32 protein-coding genes are annotated in these 25,409 nt (G+C 60.8%); 15 read left to right on the top strand and 17 right to left on the bottom strand.

The genetic code is table 11. From position 1 onward, the window contains the following. Window position 1 precedes the first annotated feature (1 nt). The 3 genes from ACR0IR_RS08915 to parE form a co-directional block, all read right to left on the bottom strand. Window positions 2-283, bottom strand: coding sequence for a DUF1496 domain-containing protein (locus ACR0IR_RS08915; protein ID WP_170338238.1), 282 nt, complete (start codon window positions 281-283; stop codon window positions 2-4). Between the two features lie 159 nt (window positions 284-442). After that, window positions 443-1,204 carry a hypothetical protein gene (locus ACR0IR_RS08910; RefSeq protein ID WP_170363085.1) on the bottom strand — a complete coding sequence of 254 codons (762 nt, stop codon included), beginning with the start codon at window positions 1,202-1,204 and terminating at the stop codon, window positions 443-445. A gap of 115 nt (window positions 1,205-1,319) precedes the next feature. Further along, a complete protein-coding gene (gene parE / locus ACR0IR_RS08905; RefSeq protein WP_170363086.1) occupies window positions 1,320-3,278 on the bottom strand; it encodes a DNA topoisomerase IV subunit B in 1,959 nt (652 codons plus the stop codon). 156 nt (window positions 3,279-3,434) lie between these two features. Here parE and ACR0IR_RS08900 point away from each other — a divergent pair, with 156 nt between their 5' ends. Continuing rightward, a complete protein-coding gene (locus ACR0IR_RS08900) occupies window positions 3,435-4,043 on the top strand; it encodes a carboxymuconolactone decarboxylase family protein (protein WP_170363087.1) in 609 nt (202 codons plus the stop codon). A 45-nt stretch (window positions 4,044-4,088) separates the two neighbouring features. Here ACR0IR_RS08900 and ACR0IR_RS08895 read toward each other — a convergent pair whose 3' ends face one another. Next, complete coding sequence (locus tag ACR0IR_RS08895) at window positions 4,089-4,967, bottom strand: alpha/beta fold hydrolase (RefSeq protein WP_170363088.1); 879 nt, start codon at window positions 4,965-4,967, stop codon at window positions 4,089-4,091. Between the two features lie 134 nt (window positions 4,968-5,101). On the opposite strand from ACR0IR_RS08895, the gene ppk2 reads away from it, so the two are divergent. After that, window positions 5,102-6,031 carry a polyphosphate kinase 2 gene (ppk2, locus tag ACR0IR_RS08890; protein WP_170363089.1) on the top strand — a complete coding sequence of 310 codons (930 nt, stop codon included), beginning with the start codon at window positions 5,102-5,104 and terminating at the stop codon, window positions 6,029-6,031. A gap of 101 nt (window positions 6,032-6,132) precedes the next feature. Next, entirely contained in the window at window positions 6,133-7,485 is a 1,353-nt protein-coding gene (locus ACR0IR_RS08885; RefSeq protein WP_170358487.1) for an MATE family efflux transporter, read from the top strand. 15 nt (window positions 7,486-7,500) lie between these two features. Here ACR0IR_RS08885 and ACR0IR_RS08880 read toward each other — a convergent pair whose 3' ends face one another. Together ACR0IR_RS08880 and ACR0IR_RS08875 are read right to left on the bottom strand one after the other, a co-directional pair. Next, window positions 7,501-7,902, bottom strand: coding sequence for a hypothetical protein (locus ACR0IR_RS08880; protein WP_093962573.1), 402 nt, complete (start codon window positions 7,900-7,902; stop codon window positions 7,501-7,503). Between the two features lie 14 nt (window positions 7,903-7,916). Then, window positions 7,917-9,119 carry a pyridoxal phosphate-dependent aminotransferase gene (locus ACR0IR_RS08875; RefSeq protein ID WP_170363090.1) on the bottom strand — a complete coding sequence of 401 codons (1,203 nt, stop codon included), beginning with the start codon at window positions 9,117-9,119 and terminating at the stop codon, window positions 7,917-7,919. Window positions 9,120-9,211: 92 nt separating this feature from the next. Between ACR0IR_RS08875 and ACR0IR_RS08870 the strand changes: the two genes are divergently transcribed. The 3 genes from ACR0IR_RS08870 (at window position 9,212) to ACR0IR_RS08860 (ending at window position 10,425) form a co-directional block, all read left to right on the top strand. Then, on the top strand, window positions 9,212-9,604 hold the full coding sequence (locus tag ACR0IR_RS08870; RefSeq protein WP_170363091.1) for a helix-turn-helix domain-containing protein: 393 nt from the start codon (window positions 9,212-9,214) through the stop codon (window positions 9,602-9,604). After that, the gene (locus ACR0IR_RS08865) at window positions 9,601-9,849 is read left to right on the top strand and encodes a succinate dehydrogenase assembly factor 2 (RefSeq protein ID WP_170338258.1); all 249 of its coding nucleotides are present in this window, start codon (window positions 9,601-9,603) and stop codon (window positions 9,847-9,849) included. Before ACR0IR_RS08870 ends, ACR0IR_RS08865 begins: the two co-directional genes overlap by 4 nt. Window positions 9,850-9,927: 78 nt before the next feature. After that, window positions 9,928-10,425: a MarR family winged helix-turn-helix transcriptional regulator gene (locus ACR0IR_RS08860; RefSeq protein WP_170363092.1), complete on the top strand. Its 498-nt coding sequence runs from the start codon at window positions 9,928-9,930 to the stop codon at window positions 10,423-10,425. On the opposite strand, the gene ACR0IR_RS08855 is transcribed toward ACR0IR_RS08860, so the two are convergent. Genes ACR0IR_RS08855 through ACR0IR_RS08845 form a run of 3 tightly spaced genes read right to left on the bottom strand, consistent with a single transcriptional unit; the run spans window position 10,419 to window position 12,273 of the window. After that, entirely contained in the window at window positions 10,419-11,150 is a 732-nt protein-coding gene (locus ACR0IR_RS08855; protein WP_170363093.1) for a DUF1194 domain-containing protein, read from the bottom strand. The two genes, ACR0IR_RS08860 and ACR0IR_RS08855, sit on opposite strands and share 7 nt — an antisense overlap. Next, the gene (locus ACR0IR_RS08850) at window positions 11,147-11,848 is read right to left on the bottom strand and encodes a DUF1194 domain-containing protein (protein WP_170363094.1); all 702 of its coding nucleotides are present in this window, start codon (window positions 11,846-11,848) and stop codon (window positions 11,147-11,149) included. The genes ACR0IR_RS08855 and ACR0IR_RS08850 overlap by 4 nt, the downstream gene beginning before the upstream one ends. Further along, complete coding sequence (locus tag ACR0IR_RS08845; RefSeq protein WP_170337804.1) at window positions 11,845-12,273, bottom strand: VOC family protein; 429 nt, start codon at window positions 12,271-12,273, stop codon at window positions 11,845-11,847. Before ACR0IR_RS08845 ends, ACR0IR_RS08850 begins: the two co-directional genes overlap by 4 nt. Window positions 12,274-12,451: 178 nt before the next feature. Here ACR0IR_RS08845 and thyX point away from each other — a divergent pair, with 178 nt between their 5' ends. Beyond that, the gene (gene thyX / locus ACR0IR_RS08840; RefSeq protein ID WP_170363095.1) at window positions 12,452-13,363 is read left to right on the top strand and encodes an FAD-dependent thymidylate synthase; all 912 of its coding nucleotides are present in this window, start codon (window positions 12,452-12,454) and stop codon (window positions 13,361-13,363) included. A gap of 58 nt (window positions 13,364-13,421) precedes the next feature. Continuing rightward, on the top strand, window positions 13,422-13,715 hold the full coding sequence (locus tag ACR0IR_RS08835; RefSeq protein WP_170363853.1) for a hypothetical protein: 294 nt from the start codon (window positions 13,422-13,424) through the stop codon (window positions 13,713-13,715). An 82-nt stretch (window positions 13,716-13,797) separates the two neighbouring features. On the opposite strand, the gene ACR0IR_RS08830 is transcribed toward ACR0IR_RS08835, so the two are convergent. Then, the gene (locus tag ACR0IR_RS08830; RefSeq protein ID WP_008758035.1) at window positions 13,798-14,004 is read right to left on the bottom strand and encodes a cold-shock protein; all 207 of its coding nucleotides are present in this window, start codon (window positions 14,002-14,004) and stop codon (window positions 13,798-13,800) included. 213 nt (window positions 14,005-14,217) lie between these two features. On the opposite strand from ACR0IR_RS08830, the gene ACR0IR_RS08825 reads away from it, so the two are divergent. Then, entirely contained in the window at window positions 14,218-14,535 is a 318-nt protein-coding gene (locus ACR0IR_RS08825) for an ArsC/Spx/MgsR family protein (RefSeq protein ID WP_170363096.1), read from the top strand. A gap of 42 nt (window positions 14,536-14,577) precedes the next feature. Beyond that, window positions 14,578-14,946, top strand: coding sequence for a hypothetical protein (locus ACR0IR_RS08820; protein WP_170338267.1), 369 nt, complete (start codon window positions 14,578-14,580; stop codon window positions 14,944-14,946). 1 nt (window position 14,947) lies between these two features. On the opposite strand, the gene ACR0IR_RS08815 is transcribed toward ACR0IR_RS08820, so the two are convergent. From ACR0IR_RS08815 to thrS, 5 genes are all read right to left on the bottom strand, one after another. Beyond that, window positions 14,948-15,475, bottom strand: a complete 528-nt coding sequence (locus ACR0IR_RS08815) for a DoxX family membrane protein (protein ID WP_170358500.1) — start codon at window positions 15,473-15,475, stop codon at window positions 14,948-14,950. Further along, window positions 15,472-16,236, bottom strand: a complete 765-nt coding sequence (locus tag ACR0IR_RS08810) for an HvfC/BufC N-terminal domain-containing protein (RefSeq protein ID WP_170363097.1) — start codon at window positions 16,234-16,236, stop codon at window positions 15,472-15,474. The genes ACR0IR_RS08815 and ACR0IR_RS08810 overlap by 4 nt, the downstream gene beginning before the upstream one ends. Next, on the bottom strand, window positions 16,233-17,090 hold the full coding sequence (gene bufB, locus ACR0IR_RS08805) for an MNIO family bufferin maturase (RefSeq protein ID WP_170363098.1): 858 nt from the start codon (window positions 17,088-17,090) through the stop codon (window positions 16,233-16,235). The genes ACR0IR_RS08810 and bufB overlap by 4 nt, the downstream gene beginning before the upstream one ends. 73 nt (window positions 17,091-17,163) lie before the next feature. Continuing rightward, on the bottom strand, window positions 17,164-17,466 hold the full coding sequence (locus ACR0IR_RS08800) for a BufA1 family periplasmic bufferin-type metallophore (protein ID WP_005982123.1): 303 nt from the start codon (window positions 17,464-17,466) through the stop codon (window positions 17,164-17,166). Between the two features lie 222 nt (window positions 17,467-17,688). Next, window positions 17,689-19,647: a threonine--tRNA ligase gene (gene thrS / locus ACR0IR_RS08795; protein WP_170363099.1), complete on the bottom strand. Its 1,959-nt coding sequence runs from the start codon at window positions 19,645-19,647 to the stop codon at window positions 17,689-17,691. A 219-nt stretch (window positions 19,648-19,866) separates the two neighbouring features. On the opposite strand from thrS, the gene ACR0IR_RS08790 reads away from it, so the two are divergent. The 5 genes from ACR0IR_RS08790 to ACR0IR_RS08770 all read left to right on the top strand — a co-directional run bounded on the left by ACR0IR_RS08790 (window position 19,867) and on the right by ACR0IR_RS08770 (window position 23,463). Further along, window positions 19,867-20,616 carry an alpha/beta fold hydrolase gene (locus tag ACR0IR_RS08790; RefSeq protein ID WP_170363100.1) on the top strand — a complete coding sequence of 250 codons (750 nt, stop codon included), beginning with the start codon at window positions 19,867-19,869 and terminating at the stop codon, window positions 20,614-20,616. Continuing rightward, entirely contained in the window at window positions 20,616-21,608 is a 993-nt protein-coding gene (locus ACR0IR_RS08785) for an alpha/beta hydrolase (protein WP_170363101.1), read from the top strand. Before ACR0IR_RS08790 ends, ACR0IR_RS08785 begins: the two co-directional genes overlap by 1 nt. Next, complete coding sequence (locus ACR0IR_RS08780) at window positions 21,608-22,033, top strand: VOC family protein (protein ID WP_170363102.1); 426 nt, start codon at window positions 21,608-21,610, stop codon at window positions 22,031-22,033. Before ACR0IR_RS08785 ends, ACR0IR_RS08780 begins: the two co-directional genes overlap by 1 nt. 20 nt (window positions 22,034-22,053) lie before the next feature. After that, a complete protein-coding gene (locus ACR0IR_RS08775; protein ID WP_170363103.1) occupies window positions 22,054-22,668 on the top strand; it encodes a hypothetical protein in 615 nt (204 codons plus the stop codon). 84 nt (window positions 22,669-22,752) lie between these two features. Beyond that, window positions 22,753-23,463, top strand: a complete 711-nt coding sequence (locus tag ACR0IR_RS08770) for an alpha/beta fold hydrolase (protein ID WP_170363104.1) — start codon at window positions 22,753-22,755, stop codon at window positions 23,461-23,463. Here the strand turns inward: ACR0IR_RS08770 and ACR0IR_RS08765 are convergent. Further along, on the bottom strand, window positions 23,460-24,044 hold the full coding sequence (locus tag ACR0IR_RS08765; RefSeq protein WP_170363105.1) for a DUF6151 family protein: 585 nt from the start codon (window positions 24,042-24,044) through the stop codon (window positions 23,460-23,462). The two genes, ACR0IR_RS08770 and ACR0IR_RS08765, sit on opposite strands and share 4 nt — an antisense overlap. After that, window positions 24,044-25,315: a polyhydroxyalkanoate depolymerase gene (gene phaZ, locus ACR0IR_RS08760; protein WP_170337826.1), complete on the bottom strand. Its 1,272-nt coding sequence runs from the start codon at window positions 25,313-25,315 to the stop codon at window positions 24,044-24,046. The genes ACR0IR_RS08765 and phaZ overlap by 1 nt, the downstream gene beginning before the upstream one ends. Window positions 25,316-25,409 lie beyond the last annotated feature (94 nt).

Raw genomic sequence — 25,409 nt, 5'->3', positions numbered from 1 at the left:
TTTATTTGCTGACCTGAAACGTGCTCTGAGGCCGCCAACGCAGCACGCCGTCGCTTTCGCGGTAACAACGCAACAGGCGTTCCTGCACCGTGCTCACCGTGCTGGTGACGGTGTTGTCACCGACCATCAGCACAAAGGCGTCCTCGGAATAGGCCATGCCTTCGTAATAGCAGAACCGGGTCTCGGCGCCGTCGGGGATGGGGGATGCGGTGCTGAGCATCTGCTGCGCGGGGGCTGCCGAGGCCATCAGGGTCAGGGCCAGCCCGAGGGTCAAAGTCTTCATGTCGTCCTCCCGTTCGGATATCCGATTTTCAAATTGGGTCTTGGACGCTCGGAACCTCAAAGCTCGTTCTTGAATGACGGTTTGAGGGTTAGTGTGATCCGGATCAAAGGGTTAGGCAAGGGGGCGAAAGCGTAGAATGAGTGGAGCAGCGTTGCCCCGCTACAGTCCAGTAACCACCACACGGTACGAACGCGGATCCTCATATAGTGTGACCATTCGACCCGCCGACAGGAGCCGATCGAGCGGGGCTGGGCGGCGGCGCAAATATCGTTTGCGCAGGTCCAGGCAAACGCTGCCGCCGCCACCAATCGTCTGGACCATCAGGTCAATATAGTCATCTACCGGGTAGTGGAACCCGCATGAATAAAAGCTGGTGACCAAGTCCCCGCTGACCTTTGCCATGTCGTTAGGATTTCTTTGGGGATTCAGGGTTTCGACTTCGCGCGGGTCAGCTCCGTTGTGCACTAGAAGGTCGCGGGCATGGGCCAGACTGCTGTAACCGCTGCCACTTCTGGCCCAAGAATGGTACTGCTCATCGGTGTGTTCGATATCTACCAATGTAAGCTTAGGAGAATGATCGCGGAGCAGAAAAAGGGTCGGCAAGGCTTGACCGCAACCAATGTCGACGATTGACTTAGGTCGGATTTTGCGTTCGGCCAAATAGCGACGCAACGGGATGTGCTCTCGGAAGACTTCCAGCAACGCACCATTAAAGATTGCGCCGCGGCGCTCGACGACCTCGGCCACTAACGGGGCACGATTTCCGGCCATCCAAGCTTCTCGGGCCTGTTTGCTGATTTGTTTGGTTCGCTGAAAGCCCAGTAGGGCGATAACTGAATCGGGTAAGATGTCGTTAGATATGCCTAATGCGTCTACATCTCGCTCTGATGCCAGCGTTTCTAGCGTTTGTCGGTCCAACATAACGCAATCCCTTTGTATCCACAGGTGCTTTTAAACCGGTATCCTAATCGACGAAAAACTCCCTGCGCTTAGAAATAGTTATGTAATTCGCTGGTGAGCGCGAGCACGTTGGAACTCAAACATCCAACTCCTCCACGAACCGGGCGTTCTCCTGAATGTATTGGAACCGCAGTTCGGGTTTCTTGCCCATCAGACGCTCGACCAGGTCGCCGGTCTCGCCGGGTTCGTCCTCGTCGATGGTGACGCGGATCAATTTCCGCGACTTGGGGTCCATCGTGGTTTCTTTCAGGTCCTTGGCGTCCATCTCGCCCAGACCCTTGAAGCGGCTGACGTCGATTTTGCCTTTGCCGCCCAGACCTTTCTCCAGCCATTCGTCGCGCTCGGCCTCGTCCAGGCAATAGACGCGCTTGGCGCCTTGGGTCAGGCGGTAGAGGGGCGGGCAGGCCAGGTACAGGTGGCCCGCGTCGATCATCGGGCGCATCTGGGTGAAGAAGAAGGTCATCAGCAGCGATGCGATATGCGCGCCGTCCACGTCGGCGTCGGTCATGATAATGACCTTGTCATAGCGCAAGTCGTCGATGTTGAACTTGGTGCCCAGCCCGACGCCAAGGGCCTGCGTCAGGTCGTTGATCTCGGCGTTGGTGCCCAGTTTCGAGCTGGCCGCGCCCAGTACGTTCAGGATCTTGCCGCGCAGGGGCAGCAGGGCCTGTGTCTTGCGGTCGCGGGCCATCTTGGCCGAGCCGCCAGCCGAGTCGCCCTCGACGATGAATAATTCGGTGCCGTCGCGTGTTGAACTACTACAGTCCACCAACTTGCCGGGAAGACGGAGTTTCTTAGTGGCGGACTTGCGTTGTGTTTCCTTCTCGGCCCGTCGGCGCAGGCGTTCCTCGGCCCGCAGGATGAGGAAATCCAGAATGGCGCCGGCGGATTTGGTGTCGGCGGCCAGCCAGTTGTCGAAATGGTCGCGGACCGAATTTTCGACCAGCCGCTGCGCCTCGACCGTGGCGAGGCGGTCCTTGGTCTGGCCGACGAATTCGGGTTCACGGATGAAGCACGAGACCAGCGCGCAGCCGCCGGTGATCAGGTCATCGCGGGTGATCTGGGCGGCCTTCTTGTTGTTGATCAGTTCACCGTAGGCCTTGATGCCCTTGAGGATCGCGGCCCAGAAGCCCGCCACGTGGGTGCCGCCCTCGGGCGTCGGAACGGTGTTGCAGTAGGACTGGATGAAGCCATCGCGCGACGGCGTCCAGTTGATCGCCCATTCCACCTTGCCGGGGGTGCCGAATTTCTCTTTGAAATCAACGGTTCCGGCGAAGGGCTGTTCGGAATAGGTCGAGGAGCCGTTCATCGTCTCCTTGAGGTAGTCCGACAGGCCGCCGGGGAAGTGGAAGGTAGCCTCGGTGGGCGTCTCGCCGTCGTCGATTGCGGTTTTCCAGCGGATTTCAACGCCCGAGAACAGGTAGGCCTTGGAGCGGATCGATTTGAACAGGCGGGCGGGTTTGAACCTGTGGTGGCCGAAGATTTCGGGGTCGGCGTGGAAGGTGACGGTGGTGCCGCGCCGATTGGGAGCCGAGCCCACCTTTTCGACCGGACCCAGTGGGATGCCGCGCGAAAAGCGCTGTTCGTACAGCTCCTTATTGCGGGCCACCTGTACGACCATCGAATCCGACAGGGCGTTGACAACCGAGGCGCCCACGCCGTGCAGACCGCCCGAGGTCTGGTAGGCCTTGCCCGAGAACTTGCCGCCCGCGTGCAGGGTGCACAGGATCACCTCGAGCGCGGATTTATCGGGGAATTTCGGGTGCGGGTCGATCGGAATACCGCGGCCGTTGTCGCGCACAGTCAGGGCGTAATCGTCGTGCAGTTCCACCTCGATACGGTTGGCATGGCCGGCAACGGCCTCGTCCATCGAATTGTCGAGGATTTCGGCCACCATGTGGTGCAGTGCCCGTTCGTCGGTGCCGCCGATATACATGCCGGGGCGTTTGCGCACGGGCTCCAGACCTTCGAGGACCTCGATCGAGGAGGCGTCGTAGGTGGTGGCGGATTCGGGCGTCAACAGGTCGTCGGGCATGGGTGCTGCTCTTGTTTTTGGGTTTGGCCCATTATGGCAGGTGATGTGGGTCGGGGGAAGAGGGACGCGAGGTGTTGTATCAAACTTGCGGGCGGTGGCGGGTTGCAAAACGGGTAGTTTTCCCGCTGAGTTGCGGAAATCGTGGAGGAGCAGGTGATGAGCTGGATTAAGACGATACCATTCGACGAGGCCCGCGGTCGGTTGAAGACGCTGTATGACCGGGTCACGGGGCCTGGGAACAATGTGGACAACATCATGATGGTGCATTCCCTGCGTCCACATTCGATGGAAGGTCACATGGCGCTCTACAAGAACGTGCTGCACCATTCGGGAAACTCGGTTCCCAAGTGGTTTCTGGAACTGCTCGGGGTCTGGGTCAGCTCGCTGAATCGCTGCGGCTATTGTGTCGAGCATCATTTCAGCGGGTTGCAGCGACTCTTGGGCGACGAGCAGCGCGGTATGGCCATCCGCGCGGCGATCGAGGCGGAAACACCCGAGACGGCGCCGTTGGACCCCGCACAGGTGGCGGCGATGGAATACGCCCGAAAACTGACCGAGAACCCGGCCGACCTGGTGGCGGCGGATATTGACGCGTTGCGATCTGTTGGCTGGGACGATGGTGAGATCCTGGAGATCAATCAGGTCTGCGCCTATTTCTCCTACGCCAACCGCACCGTTCTGGGGCTTGGCTGTTCGACCAAGGGCGACATTCTGGGGTTGTCTCCGAACAATTCGGACAATCCGGATGACTGGGGCCATCGGTGAAGGGCGCTGCCTCTTGCGTCCTTCGGCGTCGGGCGAAGAGTTGGCTCAGTTGTCCTGAACCCAATCGAGAATAGCGTCGGCCACCGCCTGAGGTTTCTGGTGATGCAGCCAATGGTCTGTACCGTCGATCTGCTTGCGGGTCAGGTTGGGTGCGAACTCCTCCAGCCCATCGGTGCATTCGGGAAGCAAGGCTTTGTCCCGCGGCCCCCACAGAAGCAAATGCGGGCAGAAGACTGTCAATCTGTCAACGGGCAGTTCCGGCAGGTCCGTGCAGGGCGCGCCCGGCTCAGCCACCACGAGGGGTGAGGCCCGGTACCAGTTCAGCATGGCGTCGAGCCGTCCGGGGCGGGCCCATTCGGTGCGATAGTCGCCCATGCGCGCGTCGCTCATCCAGTCCAACCCCATGCCATGCCGAAAGAATTGTTCGAGCTTGGCGAAGTTGTCGGCCGAAAGAAATTCGGCTGCATCAGGCGCGCGCAGGCGGTTGATGTATTGCGAGGCCTCAGATTGTTTGCCCGCTGCCGCCAATTCGCGCTGGAACGGGACAGGGTGAACACCGTTGGCGATGACCAGGCGGCTGACCAACTTGGGGTGGAACATGGCAAGACCGTAAGCCACCGAGGCGCCCCAATCATGTCCCAGCACAGTGACGGGGTCGCCGAACTGCTCGATCAGCGCAGCCATGTCCGACACCAGCTTGGACAGCGCATAGTTCGAAATACCCTCGGGCGCCCAGCTTTGACCATAGCCACGCTGGTCCGGCGCGATGCAGTGAAAGCGGTCCGAAAGGTGCGGGGCCAGGTCGGACCACGCGCCGCCATACTCCGGGAAACCGTGCAACATCAAAAGCGTAGGCAGGTTGGGATCGCCCCAGCGGCGGACGAAGAAAGGGTGGCCGTTGAGGTCGAAGAATTCGCTGTCCATGCCGGATGCCCCTGACTGAGTTCACACCTGCAGAGTTTTCGGAGCCGTCGCCGAAGTCAACTTGATACGGATCAACGCGGAAAAGATGCAAATTTGCTAGGCGTTTCGGCGGACAGTGACAAAGGAGAGAGCATATGGACGCAGTGACCCAAAAAAAGACGAACGCAGCCCCCGTGGCCGTCATGGCCAAACCGAACGCGGACACCGAAGCGCCCACTCGCGAAAAGATCCGGCAGGCCTTTGAAAGCGGGGAGTATCCGTATCGCTCGAAACTATCGCGGGCGGCTTATGAAAAGCAGAAAGCCCAGTTGCAGGCCGAATTGTTGAAGGTGCAATTGTGGGCGCAGGAGACCGGGCAGAAGTTCGTGCTGCTGTTCGAGGGTCGCGACGCCGCCGGCAAGGGCGGCACCATCAAGCGGTTCATGGAGCATCTGAACCCGCGTCAGGCCCGGGTGGTGGCGCTGAACAAACCGACCTGGGAGGAGAAGGGCCAATGGTATTACCAGCGCTATATCCAGGAATTGCCCACTGTCGGCGAAATGGTGTTCTATGACCGGTCCTGGTACAACAGGGCCGGGGTCGAGCGGGTGATGGGGTTCTGCACCCCGAACGAATACCTCGAGTTCATGCGCCAGACGCCCGAGTTGGAGCGCATGATGGTTCGGTCGGGAATCCAGCTTTATAAATACTGGTTCTCGGTGACGCGGGATGAGCAGCTGCGCCGTTTCAAAAGCCGCGAGACGGACCCGCTGAAGCAATGGAAACTGTCGCCCATCGACAAAGCCAGCTTGGACAAATGGGACGACTACACCGAGGCGAAAGAGGCGATGTTCTTCTATACCGACACCGCCGACGCGCCTTGGACCATCGTCAAGTCGAACGACAAGAAACGCGCCCGGCTGAACTGCATGCGGCATTTCCTGTCGACGCTGGATTATCCGGACAAGGATCACGACATCGTGGGCCAGCCCGATCCATTGATCGTGGGGCAGGCACATCATGTGGTCCACCGGTCGGATCACATCCTTGGTACGGCGATACATCCCGAGGCGCGCGTCACCTGATTGGCCCGACGGGCGTCATCGAGGTCTCGAAGTGAAATTTCAGAGATCTCCCCTTGCCCCGGCTCGGGGCCGCGCATATGGCTGGCGGGATGAGAAAGGTCATGACATATCCCGCCCATTTCCGGGCCATTGCTGTGCTGGGGCTGCCGTTGATCGGTGGTCATCTGGCGCAATTCGCCATTGGCCTGACGGATACGATCATGCTGGGCTGGTATGGCGTCGAGGCACTGGCCGCGGTGACGCTGGCCAGCAGCTTTTACTTTGTTCTGTTTCTTTTCGGAGGCGGATTTGGCCTAGCCGTCATGCCGATGGTCGCGACCGCGGCCGCCGAGGAGGATGAAACCAGCATTCGGCGCAGCACCCGAATGGGTCTGTGGCTGTCGCTGCTGTATGGCATGCTGATCATGCCGCTGCTGTGGTGGTCCTACCCGATTCTGATCGCCACGGATCAGGATCCGCAAGTGGCGCAAACCGCGTCCGAGTATCTGCGGGTCGCGGGCTGGGGCCTGTTTCCGGCGCTGGTGGTGATGGTTCTAAAATCCTATCTGGCCGCTCTGGAGCGTACGCAGATCGTGCTGTGGATTACCGTCGCTGCGGCAGTGGTCAACGGACTTACGAATTATGCGCTGATCTTCGGCAACTGGGGCGCGCCGGAACTGGGCGTGATGGGGGCCGCGATTGCGTCGGTCGTCACGCAGACCGTGTCGCTGGTGGCGGTGATCATTTACGCGGTGAAAGTCCTGCCGGAGCATAACCTGTTCCAGCGGTTCTGGCGCCCGGATTGGGAAATGTTGCTGAGCGTCCTGAAGCTGGGTGTGCCCATCGGTCTGACCTTGTTGGCCGAAGTGTCTCTGTTCGCCATGTCCGCCTTCATGATGGGTTGGATCGGGCAGGTGCCGCTGGCGGCGCACGGGATTGCGCTGAACCTGGCCTCGGCCACTTTCATGGTGCATCTGGGCCTGTCGAATGCAGCAACGATCCGGGCCGGCAACGCGCTGGGTCGCAAGGATCGACCGCATCTTGAGAAAGGCGCAATTGCGGTCACGGGCATGTCCCTTGTGGTGTCCGTGCTGACAATCATCCTGTTCCTGACCTGCGCCGAGCCGCTCATCTCGGTATTTGTCGAACCGGACGACCCGCAGCGTCCCCAGATTCTGGCCATCGGGACCGGTCTGCTGGCCATGGCGGCCCTGTTCCAGCTGGTGGACGGCGCGCAGGTAATCGCTCTGGGCCTTCTGCGCGGGTTGCAAGACGCCAAGGTGCCCATGGTTATGGCAGGCCTCAGCTATTGGGTCGTGGGGATCCCCGCATCCTACTACTTTGGTTTCGTGCAAGGCATGGCCGGGATCGGAGTCTGGCTTGGCCTTGTTCTGGGCCTTGCCTGCGCGGCGGTCATGCTGATGGGACGGTTCTGGCTGCGATCCGTCCGCGTGGTAGGTGCGCCCGCCGCGTAGCGACAACCGCCAGGCTCAACCCTTCTCCAGCCGGTCGGCCTTCTTGCGCACCAGTACCGTGCGCAAGTCGTGCATCGCCAGCAGCAACCGGTCCGTGATGTCTTCCAATTGGGTATCGGTCGCCTTGGACTGGGCCCATTGCGTGGTCAGGTTCAGGTGATCGATCGTGCGGTGGATGTCGTCGACGTCGCGCCGCGCAAGCAGGGCTTTGCGTTCGTCCATCCAACGGGCGATTTCGGTTTTGTCCGCTTCGGTCAGGGTACCCTGACCATGCGGCTTGACCTCGCCGTTGCGGATGTTGATCACCGCGATCTGGTCCATTTCGATCCGGCGCTGCCGGTTCTCCGTGTCGATCTTGAACACGACCGCGCCGTTCTCGCGGACGCGAAAGTAATATTCGGGCAGTGCTGCGGACATGTTGAACCTCGGTCTTAGCTCAGGGACGCGCAGAACCGCTGGATGCGGGTGCAGGCCTCGGTCAAGGCTTCGTCTGAAGTCGCGTAGCTGACGCGGAAATTGGGGCTGAGGCCGAACGCCGCTCCAAACACTACGGCTACGTCGGCTTCCTCCAATAGGGCAGTCGCGAAGGCCTCGTCGGTGTCGATGACCGTGCCGGCCGGCGTGGTCTTGCCGATCAACCCGGCAATGGACGGATAGACGTAGAATGCGCCCTCGGGAGTGGGGCAGGTGATGCCGTCAATCTGGTTCAGCATCCCGACCACAAGATCGCGTCGGCGTTTGAAAGTTTCATTGTTCGGGGCAAGGAAGTCTTGGGTGCCGTTCAGGGCCTCGACCGCGGCCCACTGGCTGATCGAGCAAGGGTTCGACGTGGATTGCGACTGGATCTTGCGCATGGCCGCGATCAGCTCGACAGGGCCTGCGGCATAGCCGATACGCCAGCCGGTCATGGCATAGGCCTTGGAGACACCGTTGCACGTGAGCGTGCGATCATACAGCCCGGGTTCGACTTCGGCTGGCGTGCAGAACTCAAACCCGTCATAGGCCAGGTGTTCATACATGTCGTCCGACATGATCCAGACATGAGGATGCCGCATCAGAACATCGGTCAGAGCCTTGAGTTCGGCGCGGCTGTACCCGGCGCCGGTCGGGTTCGACGGCGAGTTGAAGATGAACCATTTGGTGTTTGGCGTGATTGCGGCTTCCAGCTGGTCTGGGGTCAGCTTGAAGCTGTTTTCCAGTGTGGTCTCAACCACGACAGGCGAACCGCCCGCAAGCAGCACCATGTCCGGATAGCTGACCCAGTAGGGGGCGGGAATGATCACTTCGTCGCCCGGGTTCATCGTCGCCATCAGCGCATTGTACAGCGTCTGCTTGCCACCTGTTCCGACCGAGATCTGTGCGGGCGTATAGTCCAGCCCGTGGTCACGTTTCATCTTGGCGCAAGCGGCCTGTTTCAGCTCGGGAATGCCGTCAGGCGCGGTGTATTTCGTTTTACCGGCGGCGATTGCGGCAACGGCTGCGTCCTTGATGTTCTGCGGCGTGTCGAAATCGGGCTCACCTGCGCTGAGGCCGATGACGTCCCGTCCGGCGGCCTTCAACTCGGCGGCTTTGGCCGTCATGGCAATGGTCGGCGAAGGTTTGACGCGCGACAGTGTCGCAGACAGAAAGCTCATGGCGGGCCCCGGTTTGTATGTTGCTCAGGACTGTCATAGGGTGCCGCCGAAACACGATCAAGCGATATGCTTTTGAAGAACTGGAGAGTTTGATGAGCGACGAAACCGACTGGTTCGGACCCGAGGCCGCGACATTCGGAGACCGCGTGGCCGGCGCGCGCGAAGCCGCCGGTATGACCCAGACCCAACTGGCCCGCCGGCTGGGTGTCAAGAAGTCCACTGTGGTGGCCTGGGAGAATGACCTGTCAGAACCGCGCGCCAACAAGCTGTCGATGATGGCAGGTATGTTGAACGTGTCGATCATGTGGCTGCTAACCGGTGAAGGCGAGGGCATGGATGCTCCGGATATCGCGGAAGCCGCGGATATGGAGCTGGCACCGCTGGTCGCGGAGTTGCGCGCCATCCGAGGTGAGATGCGCGCCAGTTCCGAGCGCCTTGCGCGGGTCGAGAAAACGCTGCGGCTGAAGCTGGAGAAAGGCGAATGAACGACATCCGGATCAAGCGGCTGAAGATGCGGTCGATGCGGCGCGGCATCAAGGAAATGGACATAATTCTGTCTGCCTATGCCGACCAGCGGCTTGAGCGGATGTCTGCGACCGAATTGGACCTGTACGAAGCTTTGTTGCACGAAAACGATCAGGACCTCTACCAATGGGTAACCGGGCAGGTCGCCGCCCCTGAACACTACGCGAGCATGATCTTCGATATCTCGCAAGTATTTCAAAAATAATGGCAAAACAGACTTAACAGATTCTTCGGGATTTCGCGTCAAAGTTTCCTGAACGGCGCGATTGAATCGGAGGATCGGATGAGTTTGGAATTGCAGGTCTCCGCACCCGGAACCAAAGGGTTCATGTCCAGCTATCTTGAGGCGCTGGCATTGGTTGAACGTCTGCATCGGTTGCTTCTGGACGTCATAAAGGACGAGTTCGAGCGGGTCGGCGTTCTGGAAATCAACGCGGTGCAGGCGCTGCTGCTGTTCAACATCGGTGACCACGAGGTGACTGCCGGTGAACTCAAAAGCCGCGGCTATTATCAAGGCAGCAATGTCAGTTACAACCTCAAGAAACTGGTCGAGATGGGGTTCATGCATCACCAGAGATGCGAGATTGACCGACGTTCGGTGCGGGTGCGTCTGACACCTCGGGGGCGGGAAATCCGTGACATCGTGGCCGATCTCTTCTCGCGGCACGCCGAAGGGCTACAGGCCAAAGGTGTCCTTGGCATCGAAGGGATCGAAGAGATTACCAGCGCTTTGCGCCGGGTTGAACGGTATTGGACGGATCAGATCCGGTACATCTACTGACTTTCGCCGTTCAATGGCAAAACTTGGGACAGGGTAAGCGAATCCAGCTCTCTGATCAGCTTGCGTGTCATCGCGTCTTCGTAGGCTTCAAATCCCAAAGCGGTTTCGACGAAGGCCCCGGGCCCCAGAATGACCCAAGCGTTGTAATAGGCCGACAACTCTCCGATTTGCACATACCGCTTGTCCCCGGTGCTGGGATCATCGGCTCCGATCACAAGCCCATTGATCGTGATGCCGGTTGCCTGCAGTTGGGCTTTAGCTTCTCTGGGATGGAGGCCGACATTGTGCTTGCCATCTCCTGAGAGGTCCAGCGTTCGCTTCCAGCAGGCGGCTTGGGCATCCAACAAATCAGCCCCGTACTGCATGGCAGACCCCACCGCTGTGCCCTGAGGTGCCGATGACCGACGCGTGGATTGCAGACGTTGCGCAATCCCGGACAAATCGGTCGGGGACCGAATGTCGGTCCAGCCGACCAACAGCCGCTGGAAACCTGCTTCGCTCCATTCGAAAACGGCGATCCGAATGGGGGCTTCGGGATTCGACAGGATCAGCCGTTCCACCTCCGGCCGTTGCAATGCAGCGGCCAAGCCGTCCAATTGAAGTCGGTATTCGTTGCTGTCGACTGAGCCTGAAACATCCAACCCAAGCGCCAGGGCTTGCCGGCATTGAGCAGCGGCCGGGCTGCCCAAGGCCAAACAACACAGAGCCAGCGCACGGGTAATCATTTTGCGTTGCGCCCCAACGCGCCGACCTGAAGGCTGGTCAATTCCCGTTCCAGCTTGCGTCGCATGGCGCGCTCAAAGTCTTCGAACCCTTGCGCGATTTCCAAAAAGGCGTTTGGCCCATGCAAGACGTTGTTCTCAAAAAACGGGATGAGGAACAGCTCCCCTTCGAAATCCGCCGCATTTATGACCAACCCATTCACGGTTATGCGGTCGAAGGGAAAGTGGCGATAGGCGATCTGCGGACCGTAGCCGTCATTGTTCGAGCCGTCCCCGGACAGGTCAATCGTTTGAAACAGGCATTGCGGAGCCTGCTCCATCAGCGAGGCCCCGAAAGCCAGGGCATATCCCATGGCGGTGGCCGAGCCGCTGTCAGATCTTTGGGACCTGCTCACCTGTGTCGCCGCAACAAGCAGATCAGCCTCGGTTTCGATCAGGCGCCAGGGAAGGACGATGTACTGGGCGTCGCGACCGCTCCACTCATAAACCGTCAGGGCTACGGGCAGCGGCGAGGAAAAGAACGCTTTCCGGACTTCCGGAGCGATCAAGGCTGAAGCCAGGCCCTGCCGCTGCAGGGCGTCTTCTTTGGCGTCGACCGAAACGGAGATGTCCAAGGCAAGCGCCAAGGCCAGCCGGCAGTTTTGGGCCTCAGCAGAGCTGGCCAGAACGGCCAGCCCCAATCCTGTCAGCCAGCGGATCACCAGTGGCCGGTGCTTTCCATGCTGGCCCAAGGTTCGGCCGGGGGCAGGGCATCGCCATTCTGCAGCAGTTCAACCGAAATGTTGTCAGGCGAGCGCACGAACGCCATGCGCCCATCGCGCGGAGGGCGGTTGATGACGACACCATTGTCGGCAAGGTGCTGACAGGTCTCGTAAATGTTGTCGACCCCATAGGCCAGGTGGCCGAAATGGCGGCTGTCGCTTGGCAAACCCTCATCGCCATCCCAGTTCCATGTCAGCTCGATCGGCCTGTCCTCCTGACCCGGAGGGGCCATGAAGATCAGCGAAAACCGCCCTTCCTCGCTGTCGTAGCGGCGGGTTTCCTGGAGTCCCAGCAGCTTGTAGAAGGCCATGGATTTTTCCAAATCCTTCACGCGCACCATGGTGTGGAGGTATCTCAGCCCCATCTCGGCGATCCTTTCGGTGTTGATGATTGTGTGCAGCTTAGCGCGCTGCAGGGGCGTGTCGAGGGGGCGGTCGCAGAGAAACCGAAAAATGCGCGACGCAGCACACATATGGCGGTTTCAGTGCTGATGTTGCCGATATATAGTGGTCGGCGACTCATTTCAAAAACGAGGTATGTCCATGCCGCTGTCCGCCGAACAACTGGCCGAGATCGAAGAGCAACGCGCACAAACGCAGGCGACCCGCCGAGTTGTAGCTCCGGGTATGGAACAGCACCTCTACACTGCGCATCCTGTTCTGGACCACGGATTCGTGCGGGTCATCGACTATATGGGCGATGATGCTGCGATCTGCCAGGCGGCCCGCGTGTCCTATGGCAAAGGTACGAAGTCCGTACAGAATGACGAGGGGTTGATCCGCTATCTGATGCGCCACTGGCACTCGACCCCGTTCGAGATGTGCGAAGTGAAACTGCACGTGAAACTGCCGGTCTTCGTGGCTCGTCAGTGGATCCGCCACCGCACGGCGAACGTGAACGAATACTCGGCCCGTTATTCGATCCTTGACCGGGAATTCTACATTCCCGCGCCGGATCAATTGGCTGCGCAATCAGCGATCAACAATCAGGGGCGGGGCGAGGCGCTGCAGGGCGAAGAGGCTGCGCGCGTGCTGGACATTCTCAAGGCCGACAGCGCCCGCTGCTACGACAATTACGAAGCGATGATCGGCCAGGATGGCCAGCAGGGGCTGGCGCGCGAACTGGCGCGGATGAACCTGCCGGCAAACATCTACACGCAGTGGTATTGGAAGGTGGACCTGCACAATCTGTTCCACTTCCTGCGCCTGCGGGCAGATTCGCATGCGCAATACGAGATCCGCGTCTATGCCGAAACCATGTGCAAGATCGTGGCCGACTGGGTACCGTTCGCGTACAAGGCGTTCGAGGACTATCGGCTGGGTGCGGTCAACCTGTCGGCGCAGATGGTCGAAGCGCTGCGTCGGATGCTGAAGGGCGAGCAGGTGACGCAGGAAAACTCGGGCATGACCGCGCGCGAATGGCGCGAGTTCGAAGCGGTGATCCGCGAAGGCTGATCGCCACCTGTTCGGATTGTCATGATCCTGTTACACTTTGGGCATGACGTTCAGCTTGATGTTTAGAACTGCGGCGATCGCTTTGTTGCTGTGCCAGCCGGCCTACGCAAAGTCGCCAATCGCTGAGGTGATCTGTGAGCCCACGGCGCGGATGCATGACAAACTGCGCCACCAATTCGGCGCGCAGCAGACCGCCTCTGGTGTTCGCGGACCCGAGCAGATCATGGAAGTGTGGACCAGCCGTCGCGGCGACTGGACCCTTGTCGTAACCTATGCGACCGGGACGTCCTGCATTGTGGCCATGGGCAACAACTGGACAAGCCGCATCGAGGCCGACCCGACGCGAGGTTAGACTATCCGGGAAGAGGGTGGACAACGGCCTGTCAATTGGCCGTTGACCTTGTTTCGTCGCACCCGCCAGTTGGCGGGCCCTTTTACAATGGCTTCAAATCAGCCGCCATTTGGCGGCCGTCACGTCCGTCCTGCAACTCGTACGAGACTTTCTGATTGTCGGCGAGTCCGGTCAGGCCGGATCGTTCTACGGCCGAGATATGCACAAACACATCCTTACCCCCTTCATCGGGGGCAATAAAACCATAGCCTTTGGTCGTATTGAACCACTTCACGGTGCCGGTTGGCATTTCCCGTGTCTCCTTCTCCTTGCGCGTCACCCAGCAAATCGGCAGGGCATAGTCAAAGCGACCACAAACCCACGCAGTTCCGAACGAACGAGACGGCGTAAATTGTGTGTTTCGCCTTTTTCAACATTGCACGGTGAAGTAAAAAATCAAGGAATACTGGGTTAACCTATTCGTTTTGCCCGAAATTGCTGCAACGACCGGAGTAGATACATCATGCGCCTTTTTGGCCTGAAGACCTGCGATACCTGCCGTAAGGCATTGAAATCACTGCCTGATGCCGAATTCATTGATGTCCGAGGTGCGGGTGTTCCTTCGGAGGTGCTGGCCAAAGCGTTTGACCAGTTCGGCGAAGCCTTGCTCAACACCCGCTCGACAACCTGGCGTGGATTGGACGACGATCAACGCTCGCGACCACCGCTGGAACTGCTGGCGGATCATCCTGCCCTGATGAAGCGTCCGCTGATCAAACGTGACGGTCACTTGTTCCTGGGCTGGACCCCGCAAACCCGCGCAGCCCTTGGCATTGCTTGATCGGGTGACTATCTGAACCGGCGCAACAATCAGGAATAATTCATGCGAAACGCAGCCATGATATTGGGTGTCATTGCCGGTCTGGTCGGAATGATCGTCGGTTTTTTTGGGTACGGGTTTGTCGAGCTTGTGGATCGTTACGGCGAGATCGAGGGGTTGGCAGAGCAGGTGGAAAACCCCCAGCTTATCAAGACAGCATCGCTTCTGGCGCCGTTGCTGGCGATTGCCGGGGGGGCCATGGCGCATGCGCGTGCTCTGTTGGCCGGTGTGTTGTTGCTGATTTCCGCGGCGGGGATGTACTATGCCTTTGGCTTCGGCGTGTTCACCATGTTCCCGATTGCCTTCGCCGGCGTCGCCGGGCTGCTTGGGATCGCCGCGGGCAAGCCGGACGAACCCAAAGCGCATTTCTAGATCATTTCAGGCGCAGGACCCGGTCGAGCGAGAGTGGGCCCGCGCCGTTGATCACGATCACCACGAACAGGAAGGTCCACATGACCCGCTGATCCATCAGAGTGATGGTGTTGTCGAACAGACCACCCAGTTTGACCCCGTGCCCGGTGACATCGGTGAAGGTCTGGACCCAGACGAACCCGATCATGCCCAGGGCGGCAAGGCGGGTCAGCAGCCCCACCAGCAGCAACGCAGGCAGGATGAACTCGGCCCAGGTTCCGGCGACGGCAACGGGCCAGGTAAAGAACCCTAGCTGCGAGCTGTCGTAGCCGACGGCCTCCATGGCCTTGGGGAAGATCTGGACATAGGCCCCATCCGAGGGGAACAGGAACCCGAAAAAGCCGCTGCCCAGCTTGGTCATGGCCGAGTTCCAGTAATAGACCAGAAGAACCGCTATGAAAGTCAGCCGCGCCACGGTCGGTGTCAGCCAGTTCGAGGCGTGGTCCAGCTTTCCAAGTGCGGAATTATGCATAGAGATCAGGGCAGTCATGTTTCCGGCCTTTCGATAGTCACTGAAGTAATTGCACTGCCCTGCAACAGCAGTGCTAGGGTGGTTCCCAGGTCGAACGCGGGCGTCCGGGCGGTGGTTGCCTCGAAGGCCTGACCAATGGTCTGGCCGGCTTGCATGGCGGTGATCCAGTCAAACCCGCCGGGGGGCAGCAAGTGCGGCGACGGGTCGAATTCGGGGCGCGTGATCATCACGTCCTGGGCACCGGGCTGGGGCTTGGGCGCGCCGTCTTCGGTGTTGAACCGCCAGATGGCGTGGATGGGCCAGTCAGACCGGACCAGCTGCATGGCCGGGGCAAAGCCCAGCCGGGCCTGCATAAGGTCTTCGGGCGGCAGGGCGGCCAGCGCGTCGGGCGCGATCGGTTGGCTGTCGGCGGCGTGGTAGGACCGGCGCAATGCCAACTCCAGCAGTGCCACGTCGGGCAGATAGCCAAGATGCGCCAGCTGCCCGGTGTCGGCGAGGAACTCGGGGAAATTCTCGCCGTAAAACATCATCAGCGGAGAGGTCGGCGGGTGCTGGCGCAGATAGATTCCGGCCAGACCGTCCATGTTCTGCGGACCCAGCAGCTTGGTGATGACCGGAAATGCCTGGTGCATGGCTTCGGTCAGCGACACGGCCACGTTGTTGCGGTAGACGCTGAAACGGCGCCCGGCGGGGCGGGCCTGGTCGTCCAGCAGCCCCTCGGGCACGGGGGCTGCCGGGTCCAGCAGAGCCGCCCGGAATTCTGATTGCGAAACGCTCATGCCGGGATCCGGTCCAGCGCGGATTGCGCGCGCTCGGCCTCGGCGCGCAAGGTGGGCCAGTCGGGAACGTCATTGTCCCATTCGATCAGCACGGGTTTGGGGCCTGACTGGTCGAGCACATAATCCAGCAACGCCCAGACCGGATCGACGACGGCGCGGCCGTGGCTGTCGATCAGCAGGGGTTGGCCGTGGTCGTCCTGATCCTCGTCATGGCCGCCAAGGTGGATCTCGCCAACCTTGTCCAGAGGGTAGGCGTCGATATAGGCCTGCGGACTGTAATTCAGATTGGTGGCCGAGACGAAGACGTTGTTGACGTCCAGCAGCAGGCCGCAGCCGGTGCGGCGCGCGACCTCGCGCAAGAAGTCGGGTTCAGACCACGTGCTTTCGGCAAAAGTGAGATAGCTGGAAGGGTTCTCCAGCAGCATCTGCCGGCCCACCGTCTGCTGTACCTGATCGATATGATCGCAGATGCGGACCAGTGTGGCGTCGGTATAGGGCAGGGGCAGCAGATCGTTCAGGAACTGGCTGTCATGGGTGGACCATGCCAGATGCTCCGAAAAGCTGGCCGGGTTCAGCCAGCCGACAAGATGCTTCAGGCGGCCCAGGTGCTCGGCGTCCAGCGGGCCTTCGCCGCCGATGGACAGGCCCACGCCGTGCACCGAGATGGGAAACCGTTCGGACAGGTGACGCAGCTGCGCCAGCGGTCGGCCGCCGTCGCCCATGTAGTTTTCGGCATGGATTTCCAGCCAACCGACGGGGTCGGGCTGGTCAAGGATCTCGGCATAGTGCTGCGGCTTGTAGCCGACCCCGGGCGCGGCGGGCAGCCGTTGCATTCTGCGGGCGTCATCCAACATCGCGTGATCCTTCTCAGCAAGAAACAGGGCGGGCTGTTTGGTTTAGCCCGCCCCTGACATTCCTTCCCGTGCCTTATGCCGGCAGATCGCGTTCCAGCGGCTCGAGCGAGCCTTTGCGGGGCGTTCCATCCGCGGATTTAGGCAGTTCGATGTCGGCGCAGGTGCCCGCATCGACCAACGTCCAGGCGTTGCCTTGGTAGTCCACGGTCGAGGTGCCGGCACATGTGGTGCCCGGTCCGGCGGCGCAGTCGTTCTGGCCTGCCAGCGATACGCCATAGCATTTTTCTTTGGCCTGAGCGGCGGCGGTGGTTGCAGAGCCCGCAACGGCTGCGGCAACGGCGCTTGCGATTACGAGGGTTTTGGCGGTGTTCGACATCTCAGGTAATCCTTTTCGTGATTGCGTATGTCTGCTTGTGACAGTGACAAAGGTAACGGCTGACACTGCTCTGTTGAATTCACGAGCCCGTGTCTCACGGCTGTGTCAGGGAGCGTTAATGCCTCTTGCAGGTTAACACACTGTAATAAATTAGGAAATCCAGAAATGTTTCAATCCGGCCCCGTGCTGGGGGCCGGATTGGCGGCAAGACTGTGCCGATTGTTACAGAAGATCGGGGGGCGTTGCTGCGTGCGACAGCTCTTTTGTTACAGCGTCAAGCGGCTGGACCTGGGTCTGCTTCTCGCCCAGGCGGCGGACACTGACGGTGCGCTCTTCGACCTCGCGGTGGCCGACGGCCAGGATCACCGGCACCTTGCCGACCGAATGTTCGCGGACCTTGTAGTTGATCTTCTCGTTGCGGATGTCAGCCTCGGCCCGGACACCGGCAGCCTTGAGCGTTTCGACCACTTCCAGAACATAGTCATCGGCCTCGGAGGTGATCGAGGCCACGACGACCTGGCGCGGCGCCAGCCAGAAAGGAAGTTTGCCGGCGTGTTCTTCGATCAGGATGCCGATGAACCGTTCGAACGATCCCAGGCAGGCGCGGTGCAGCATCACCGGACGGTGTTTGGCACCATCGGCGCCGATATAGGTGGCGTCCAGCCGTTCGGGCAGGACGAAATCCACCTGGAAGGTGCCGCATTGCCAGTCACGTCCGATCGCGTCGGTCAGGACGAATTCCAGTTTCGGCCCATAGAAAGCACCTTCGCCGGGGTTCAGTTCCGGCTCGACCCCCGCTGCGCGGGTGGCGGTCAGCAGGGCCTCTTCGGCCTTGTCCCAGACCTCGTCCGAGCCGGCGCGCTGTTCGGGGCGGTCCGAGAATTTGACCTTGAAACTGTCAAAGCCCAGATCCTTGTAGACATCGGTCAGAAACCCGATGAAGCGGGCACATTCGTCGCCGATCTGGTCCTCGGTCGAGAAGATATGCGCGTCGTCCTGGGCAAAGCCGCGGACCCGCATGATGCCATGCAGCGCGCCCGAGGGTTCGTAGCGCGCGCAGGATCCGAACTCGGCCATGCGCAGCGGCAGGTCGCGATAGGATTTCAGGCCCTGCTTGAAGATTTCCACGTGGCAGGGACAGTTCATCGGCTTGAGCGCGTTCACGGCCTTTTCGCGGGCGTGTTCCTCGTCAACTTCGACGATGAACATGTTTTCCTGGTACTTGTCCCAGTGGCCCGAACGTTCCCACAGCTTGCGGTCGACCACCTGCGGGGTGTTGACCTCGACATAGCCGCCGCGGTGCTGGGCACGCCGCATATAATCTTGAAGCTGGGTGTAGATGGTCCAGCCGTTGGGGTGCCAGAATATCTGGCCAGGGGCCTCTTCCTGCATGTGGAACAGGTCCATCTCGCGGCCCAGCTTGCGGTGGTCGCGCTTGGCGGCCTCTTCCAGCATGTGCAGGTGCGCCTTGAGCTTTTCCTTGCCGGTGAACGCGACGCCATAGATACGCTGCAGCATCGGGCGGTTGCTGTCGCCGCGCCAGTAGGCGCCGGCGATCGACATCAGCTTGAATGCATCGCCGGGCAGTTGGCCGGTATGCTGCAGGTGCGGCCCGCGGCACAGGTCCTGCCAGTGGCCGTGCCAATACATGCGCACCGGCTCGTCACCCGGGATCGCCTCGATCAGCTCGACCTTGTAGGGCTCGTTGTTGGCCTTGTAGAACGCGATGGCACGCTCGCGGTCCCAGATCTCGGTGGTGACGGGATCGCGCTTGTTGATGATCTCTTTCATCTTTTTTTCGATGAGGCCGAGATCTTCGGGCGTGAACGGCTCTGCGCGGTCAAAGTCGTAATACCAGCCGTTTTCGATGACCGGGCCGATGGTGACCTTGGTGTCGGGCCAGATTTCCTGGACCGCGCGGGCCATCACGTGGGCAAAGTCGTGGCGGATCAGTTCGTTGGCCTGGGCCTCGTCCTTCATCGTATGGAGAGCGATTTCGGCATCCTGTTCGATGGGCCACTGCAGATCCCAGTGCTGGCCGTTGACGGTGGCCGAGATGGCCTTTTTCGCCAGCGAGGTGGAGATGTCGGCCGCGACCTCGGCCGGCGTAACGCCTGCCGCGTAGGATCGGGAATTGCCATCGGGGAAGGTAAGAGAGACGGATTTTGAATCCAAGGCCATGGTCTGGCTCTCCTCGTCGGTTTGGCGCCCACTGAACGCCCGGTTGCGGGTTATGGTGTCGGGTCCGTTTGGCAGTTGGTGGTGTCCGTGTCAAGCGTTGGCGGGCAGAGGGCTCTGCTCCTAGCGTGCCGCGGGGTATCTGCCTCCAGATGACGGAGGGGCGGGAATTGCACTTGGGCGCGGCGCGTGCATGATGCTGGAAAAGCATGTGAGGATTTCATGGCAGCAACGACATTTCTGGAAACGCCGCAGGGGCGGCGGCTGGCCTATCATAAGAGCGAAGGGACAGGGCCTACGGTCGTTTTTCTGGGCGGCTTGAAGTCGGATATGGAGGGCACCAAGGCGGTGCATCTGGAGGACTGGGCGCGGGCACGTGGGCAGGCCTACTTGCGGTTCGACTATTCCGGGCATGGTGAAAGCTCCGGCCGGTTCGAGGAAGGCTGCATCGGGGATTGGCACGAAGACACGGTTGCGGCGGTGTCTGAACTGACCGAGGGGCCGCTGATCGTGGTGGGCTCGTCCATGGGCGGGTGGCAGGCGCTGTTGCTGGCCAAGGCCATGCCCGAGCGGATCGCCGGCATGGTCACCATCGCGGCGGCGCCGGATTTCACCGAGGACGGCTATTGGGCCTCGTTCACAGACGCGCAGAAAGAGGCGTTGGAGACGGTCGGGCATGTTGAACTGCCTTCGGACTACATGGAGCCCTACATCATCACCAAGCGGATGATCGAGGATGGCCGGACGCGGCTGGTGTTGCGGTCGCCGTTGAACCTGCCGTTCCCGGTACGGTTTCTGCAAGGCACGGCGGATACGGCGGTTTCGGTCGACACCGCTGTACGGCTGCTCGACCATGCCAGCGGTCCGGACATGCGGCTGTTGTTGGTCAAGGATGCGGATCACCGGTTCTCGGACGGGCCGTGCCTGGGGCTGATCGAGGATGCGGTTCGCGACGTGATGGGGACAAACTGATGCGGCGGCTGGGGCGGTTTCTCGGGCGGGCCTTGCTGGCGTTGGTGGTGGTCGGCGGGCTGATCTACTGGTTCGGCCCGCGCGAAGAAGTGGATCTGCACCCGCGGTTCGATCCGCGCAAGTTTGGCGAGGGGGTCCAAGTCTATTTCGAAAGCATCGAGTCCGCCTATTACGATATCGTACCGGGTGTCGAAAAGCGGGTGATCTGGCAGGACGGGTTCAAGGAACGTCGCGCGCCCTATTCGGTGCTTTATGTGCACGGGTTCTCGGCCTCGTCCGAGGAAATCCGCCCGGTGCCCGACAGGATCGCCGACGCGCTGGGGGCCAATCTTGTCTATACGCGCCTGCAGGGGCACGGGCGCGACGGGTTGGCAATGGCCGAAGGGACGGCCTCGGGCTGGATGCAGGACATGGCCGAAGGTCTAGCCGCCGCCCGCGCGGTGGGCGACAAGGTCATCGTGATCTCGACCTCGACCGGGGGAACCCTGGCGGCAGCCGCGGCGCTGGACCCCGAGCTGAGCAAGGACGTGGTCGGGATGGTGTTCATCTCGCCCAATTTCGGGGTGCAGGCGGCCGGATCCTGGATACCATCACTGCCTTGGGCGCGCAGCTGGCTGCCGTTGCTGATGGGGGAAACCCGCGACGTGTCGGGCCCTGATCCGGAAAAGAACCTGTACTGGTCGTCCTCTTATCCGTGGGAGGCGGTGGTTCCGATGTCTGTTCTGGTGGATACCGTCGACGCGCTGGATTTTTCGGGTGCACTGGTGCCGGCTCTGTTCTGGTTCTCGGATGACGACCAGGTGGTTCGGCCCGACCTGACGCACAAAGTTGCAGAAGACTGGCGGGCACCTGCGACCGTTCAGACCGTAACCATGGGGCCGGGTGACGACCCGCAATCGCATGTTATTGCCGGACGGCTGATGTCGCCGGGGCAGACCGATGCGACGGTGGCGGGTATTCTGCAATGGCTGAACGGTTTGGGGGTAGAGTGATGGAGCAACGCGTCAGCCTGATCACAATCGGGGCCGAAGATCCCGAAGCCGCAGCCCGCTTTTACGAGGCGCTGGGCTGGCGTCGCACCGACAGCCCGGACGGGGTGATCGTTTTTGACCTGATCGGCCAGACGCTGGGTCTGTATTCATTGACCGCGCTGGCCGAAGAAATCGGGGTTGGCGTTGAAACCCTGGGGCGCGGCGCGATGACGCTCAGCCACAATTGCCGATCCAAGGAGGGTGTCGCCGAACTGTTGCAAGCTGCCGAGGCAGCGGGGGCCGAAATCCTGAAGCCGGCCTCGGACGTGTTCTGGGGCGGGCACCATGGGTACTTTCGGGCACCGGATGGCACGATCTGGGAAGTTGCGTTCAACCCGTACTCGGCCCTCGCGCCGGATGGGGCCTTTCGTTGGAACGGGTATTGAATATGCGCAGACCGGGCAGCATGTGGAGCCTCGAGACCCTGGGCCGCGTGCGCCTGTCGCGCCATTTCTTCATGCGCGATTTCCTGTATTCCGAGATCGGGAACTTTCACAAAAAACAGAACCTGCCGGACAACCCGGATCTGGCCATCGAAACCGGCCGTGCATTTTGCGAAACCCTTCTGGATCCGTTGGAGGAAACATTCGGGCGTGTTGCCGTCCGGTCTGGATACCGGTCACCCGCGCTGAACCGGTTTGGAAACGAGAACAAGTTGAACTGCGCCCGCAACGATCATCCACTTGAATGCCACATCTGGGACCGGGGAACAGGCGAGGCGCGAATTGCCGGAGCCTCGATCGTGATCCCATGGTTTGCCGACCGGTACGCACAAGGCAGGGACTGGCGCGATCTGGCCTGGTGGATGCACGATCATCTGGATTATTCCGAGATCTGGTTCTTTCCCAAACTCTGCGCCTTCAATCTGGTGTGGCGGCCCACCCCACTGCGCCGGATCGACAGCTACATTGCGCCGCGGGGCAGTCTGCTCAGGGCCGGTGCCGATCCGGATGAGACCCTGCGTGAACGCCGTCGGCGCTATGCGGACTTTCCCGAATTTCGCGCAATCCGCTATCCCTAAAGTTTTCCTTGCCCGTCTGCGCCGAAACTCTCATCCTGATCAACAAAACGGCCGAGCCGATCGGCCAGTACAAGGAGGCCCTGCGTGATCGAGCCGCTGGTCTTGTTGCCAGGATTGATGTGCGATGCACGTCTGTTTCAGCCGCAGACAACCCGGCTGTCTCAGACCAGGCCGGTGATGGTCGCGCCGATCGGCGGCGGTGATCGGATCGAAGAGATTGCCTCGTCGCTTTTGGACCAGTTGCCCCACCGCTTTGCGTTGGCTGGTCTGAGCATGGGGGGCATTGTCGCGCTGGAACTGGTGCGCCGGGCCCCGGAACGCGTGACCCGCCTTTGCCTCATGGCGACGGATGCGCAGGCCGATACCCCCCAGATCGCCGCTGACCGCGAAGAGCTGATCGTTGCGGCGCAGGCTGGCCGTCTTGAGGATGTCATGCGCAAGGTTCTGGGCTCGGACACGCTGGCCCCCGGACCGCAGCGGATCCCGATATTGAACGACATGCTGGAAATGGCGCTGGAGCTGGGACCGGAACTGTTCGTGCGCCAAATGCGCGCTCTGCAGCGCCGCCCGGATCAGCAGGGCACATTGCGGCGAATAAAGGTGCCGACATTGGTTCTGTGCGGGGCACACGACACTCTGACGCCGGTCAAAAAACACAGTTTCATGGCCGAGTTGATCCCCGGTGCAGCCTTGCATGTGGTGGACATGGCGGGGCATCTTCCAACGCTTGAAGCGCCGGGTGAAACCACCGACGCGCTGTCCGACTGGTTGAACATACCCGTGCGGGCTTTCTAGTCGTACAGCGCCTTGCGTTCTTCAAGGCTGATGACATGCGGAGCCACGACCGGATCGCCGGTTGCGACGTCGAAGAACGGAGTTTGCTTCCAACGACCGGAAAGGCGCGCCGCAATGACTCTGCGGATCATGCCGAAAACAGCAGGAGCCACATTTTCGTGCTTCCATTTGCCATTCGCCTGCGGGACATGGGCGCGGGTCTTCACAGGCCCCAGAGGGGATGGATCGGAAAACCTGGCGACATCAAATCCGGCAAAGGGGAATTTCATGCTGCTGGTGGTGGTCGCCAAAGGCGCGTTGCAGCATTTGGCGTACCATCGAAACAGACCTTTGGGTCCCAGCCGCATCACGGCCAGGTACTCGGCGCCTTTGGTGATGCGGATATATTCGGGCGACATCTGAAAAATGTCTACCGGTCCCGGTGCGGGGTCAGGTTGACCGAAATACAGCTGTCCGGCGCGGCAATCTGGGCAGAAACAGACGACATGGGTGCCACTGGACACCCCTTTGGCCGTGATCTCGCCGCTAAGCTCACCGCAGTTGCAGGCGAACGGAAGGGCAGGCGCCGGGTCTGCGGACATCAAGCAACCTTGTTGCTGTTGGCCGCGCGGCGGCGCGGTTTGCGGCTGTTTTCGTTCATGAAGTCTATGACCAGCGGGCGGATATTGTCACGCCAACTGCGTCCGGCGAAGATACCGTAATGGCCCGCGCCGGGTTCGACATGGCTGGCCTTCTTGCTGTCGGGCAGGCCGGTGCACAAGTCCAGCGCCGCGATACACTGACCGGGGGCCGAGATGTCGTCATTGGCGCCTTCGACCGTCTTGACCGCCACATCCGTGATTTTGCCGATGTCGACTTTGTGGCCAGCCACGATGAACTCATTCCGGGCGATCTCACGGTTCTTGAAAACCCGCTCGACCGTCGAGAGGTAGAACTCTGCCGTCATGTCCATCACGGCCAGATATTCATCGTAGAAACGGTTGTGGGCGTCATGATCCGACGCCTCACCCCGCATGACGCGCTGGATCTGGTCGGAGAACGCCTTGCCGTGGCGCTCGGCATTCATCGACATGAAGGATGCCAATTGAAGAAGCCCGGGATAAACCATGCGTCCCACGCCCTTGTATTTGAAGCCCACCCGCTGGATCATCGTTTCCTCAAGCTGGCCCATGGTCACCCGGCGGCCGAAATCGGTGACTTCGGTCGGGGTTGCGTCAGGGTCAACCGGGCCACCGATCAGCGTCAGCGTGCTGGGCTGCGCCTTGGGGTCGGTTTCGGCAAGGTACGCCGTCGCCGCAAGGGTCAGGGGCGCGGGCTGGCAGACAGCGACGACATGCGTGTCCGGCCCCAGCTCCTTCATGAAATCGACAAGGTACAGGGTGTAGTCCTCGACATCGAACTTGCCTTCGGACACGGGGATGTCGCGCGCGTTATGCCAATCGGTCACGTAGACTTCGCAATTGACCAGCAGGCTCTTGACGGTCGAGCGCAGCAGGGTGGCGTAGTGTCCGGACATCGGCGCAACCAACAGCACCTTGCGCGGTTGCTCTTTGCGGCCATTCACGCGAAAGTGGACCAGATCGCCAAACGGGCGTTCAAGCACGGAGGTGACATCCACCAGATGATCTTTGCCGTCTTCGCAGGTAAACGTTCGGATACCCCAATCGGGTTTCACGACCATGCGTTGAAATGTGCGTTCGGTTACTTCGCCCCACGCGGCCATCCAGTTGAATGCCGGATTGGGGATCATGGAAAACTGGGGGTAGGACGCCATCGCGCTTGCGGTTGCACCAAGCCATTGGTTGGTGTTGCGCATGGTTTCCATCAGGTCGTAGGTCATCATGTAACGCACGGGAATGGCCTCCTAAATGTCAGCCTGAGAGTTCGGACCATTCGTCGCTTTGCCCCCCGGTGCCCACGACGATATTCTGCACAGCAGCGAGGTT

It is taken from the genome of Ruegeria sp. CF2 (assembly GCF_056537385.1).
This window is presented reverse-complemented; position numbering and strand designations above follow the sequence as displayed.

Coding starts and splice junctions, on each gene's coding strand:
- ACR0IR_RS08915 (WP_170338238.1), bottom strand. CDS start 283: ATGAAGACTTTGACCCTCGGGCTGGCCCTGACCCTGATGGCCTCGGCA.
- ACR0IR_RS08895 (WP_170363088.1), bottom strand. CDS start 4,967: ATGGACAGCGAATTCTTCGACCTCAACGGCCACCCTTTCTTCGTCCGC.
- bufB (WP_170363098.1), bottom strand. CDS start 17,090: ATGTTGGATGACGCCCGCAGAATGCAACGGCTGCCCGCCGCGCCCGGG.
- ACR0IR_RS08785 (WP_170363101.1), top strand. CDS start 20,616: ATGCGGCGGCTGGGGCGGTTTCTCGGGCGGGCCTTGCTGGCGTTGGTG.
- ACR0IR_RS08870 (WP_170363091.1), top strand. CDS start 9,212: ATGAGCGACGAAACCGACTGGTTCGGACCCGAGGCCGCGACATTCGGA.
- ACR0IR_RS08800 (WP_005982123.1), bottom strand. CDS start 17,466: ATGTCGAACACCGCCAAAACCCTCGTAATCGCAAGCGCCGTTGCCGCA.
- ACR0IR_RS08885 (WP_170358487.1), top strand. CDS start 6,133: ATGACATATCCCGCCCATTTCCGGGCCATTGCTGTGCTGGGGCTGCCG.
- ACR0IR_RS08855 (WP_170363093.1), bottom strand. CDS start 11,150: ATGATTACCCGTGCGCTGGCTCTGTGTTGTTTGGCCTTGGGCAGCCCG.
- ACR0IR_RS08825 (WP_170363096.1), top strand. CDS start 14,218: ATGCGCCTTTTTGGCCTGAAGACCTGCGATACCTGCCGTAAGGCATTG.
- ACR0IR_RS08790 (WP_170363100.1), top strand. CDS start 19,867: ATGGCAGCAACGACATTTCTGGAAACGCCGCAGGGGCGGCGGCTGGCC.
- ACR0IR_RS08910 (WP_170363085.1), bottom strand. CDS start 1,204: ATGTTGGACCGACAAACGCTAGAAACGCTGGCATCAGAGCGAGATGTA.
- thrS (WP_170363099.1), bottom strand. CDS start 19,647: ATGGCCTTGGATTCAAAATCCGTCTCTCTTACCTTCCCCGATGGCAAT.
- ACR0IR_RS08845 (WP_170337804.1), bottom strand. CDS start 12,273: ATGGGGCTGAGATACCTCCACACCATGGTGCGCGTGAAGGATTTGGAA.
- ACR0IR_RS08780 (WP_170363102.1), top strand. CDS start 21,608: ATGGAGCAACGCGTCAGCCTGATCACAATCGGGGCCGAAGATCCCGAA.
- ACR0IR_RS08820 (WP_170338267.1), top strand. CDS start 14,578: ATGCGAAACGCAGCCATGATATTGGGTGTCATTGCCGGTCTGGTCGGA.
- ACR0IR_RS08875 (WP_170363090.1), bottom strand. CDS start 9,119: ATGAGCTTTCTGTCTGCGACACTGTCGCGCGTCAAACCTTCGCCGACC.
- ACR0IR_RS08900 (WP_170363087.1), top strand. CDS start 3,435: ATGAGCTGGATTAAGACGATACCATTCGACGAGGCCCGCGGTCGGTTG.
- ACR0IR_RS08860 (WP_170363092.1), top strand. CDS start 9,928: ATGAGTTTGGAATTGCAGGTCTCCGCACCCGGAACCAAAGGGTTCATG.
- ACR0IR_RS08830 (WP_008758035.1), bottom strand. CDS start 14,004: ATGCCAACCGGCACCGTGAAGTGGTTCAATACGACCAAAGGCTATGGT.
- ACR0IR_RS08880 (WP_093962573.1), bottom strand. CDS start 7,902: ATGTCCGCAGCACTGCCCGAATATTACTTTCGCGTCCGCGAGAACGGC.
- ACR0IR_RS08775 (WP_170363103.1), top strand. CDS start 22,054: ATGTGGAGCCTCGAGACCCTGGGCCGCGTGCGCCTGTCGCGCCATTTC.
- ACR0IR_RS08810 (WP_170363097.1), bottom strand. CDS start 16,236: ATGAGCGTTTCGCAATCAGAATTCCGGGCGGCTCTGCTGGACCCGGCA.
- ACR0IR_RS08765 (WP_170363105.1), bottom strand. CDS start 24,044: ATGTCCGCAGACCCGGCGCCTGCCCTTCCGTTCGCCTGCAACTGCGGT.
- ACR0IR_RS08865 (WP_170338258.1), top strand. CDS start 9,601: ATGAACGACATCCGGATCAAGCGGCTGAAGATGCGGTCGATGCGGCGC.
- ppk2 (WP_170363089.1), top strand. CDS start 5,102: ATGGACGCAGTGACCCAAAAAAAGACGAACGCAGCCCCCGTGGCCGTC.
- thyX (WP_170363095.1), top strand. CDS start 12,452: ATGCCGCTGTCCGCCGAACAACTGGCCGAGATCGAAGAGCAACGCGCA.
- parE (WP_170363086.1), bottom strand. CDS start 3,278: ATGCCCGACGACCTGTTGACGCCCGAATCCGCCACCACCTACGACGCC.
- ACR0IR_RS08815 (WP_170358500.1), bottom strand. CDS start 15,475: ATGACTGCCCTGATCTCTATGCATAATTCCGCACTTGGAAAGCTGGAC.
- ACR0IR_RS08835 (WP_170363853.1), top strand. CDS start 13,422: ATGTTTAGAACTGCGGCGATCGCTTTGTTGCTGTGCCAGCCGGCCTAC.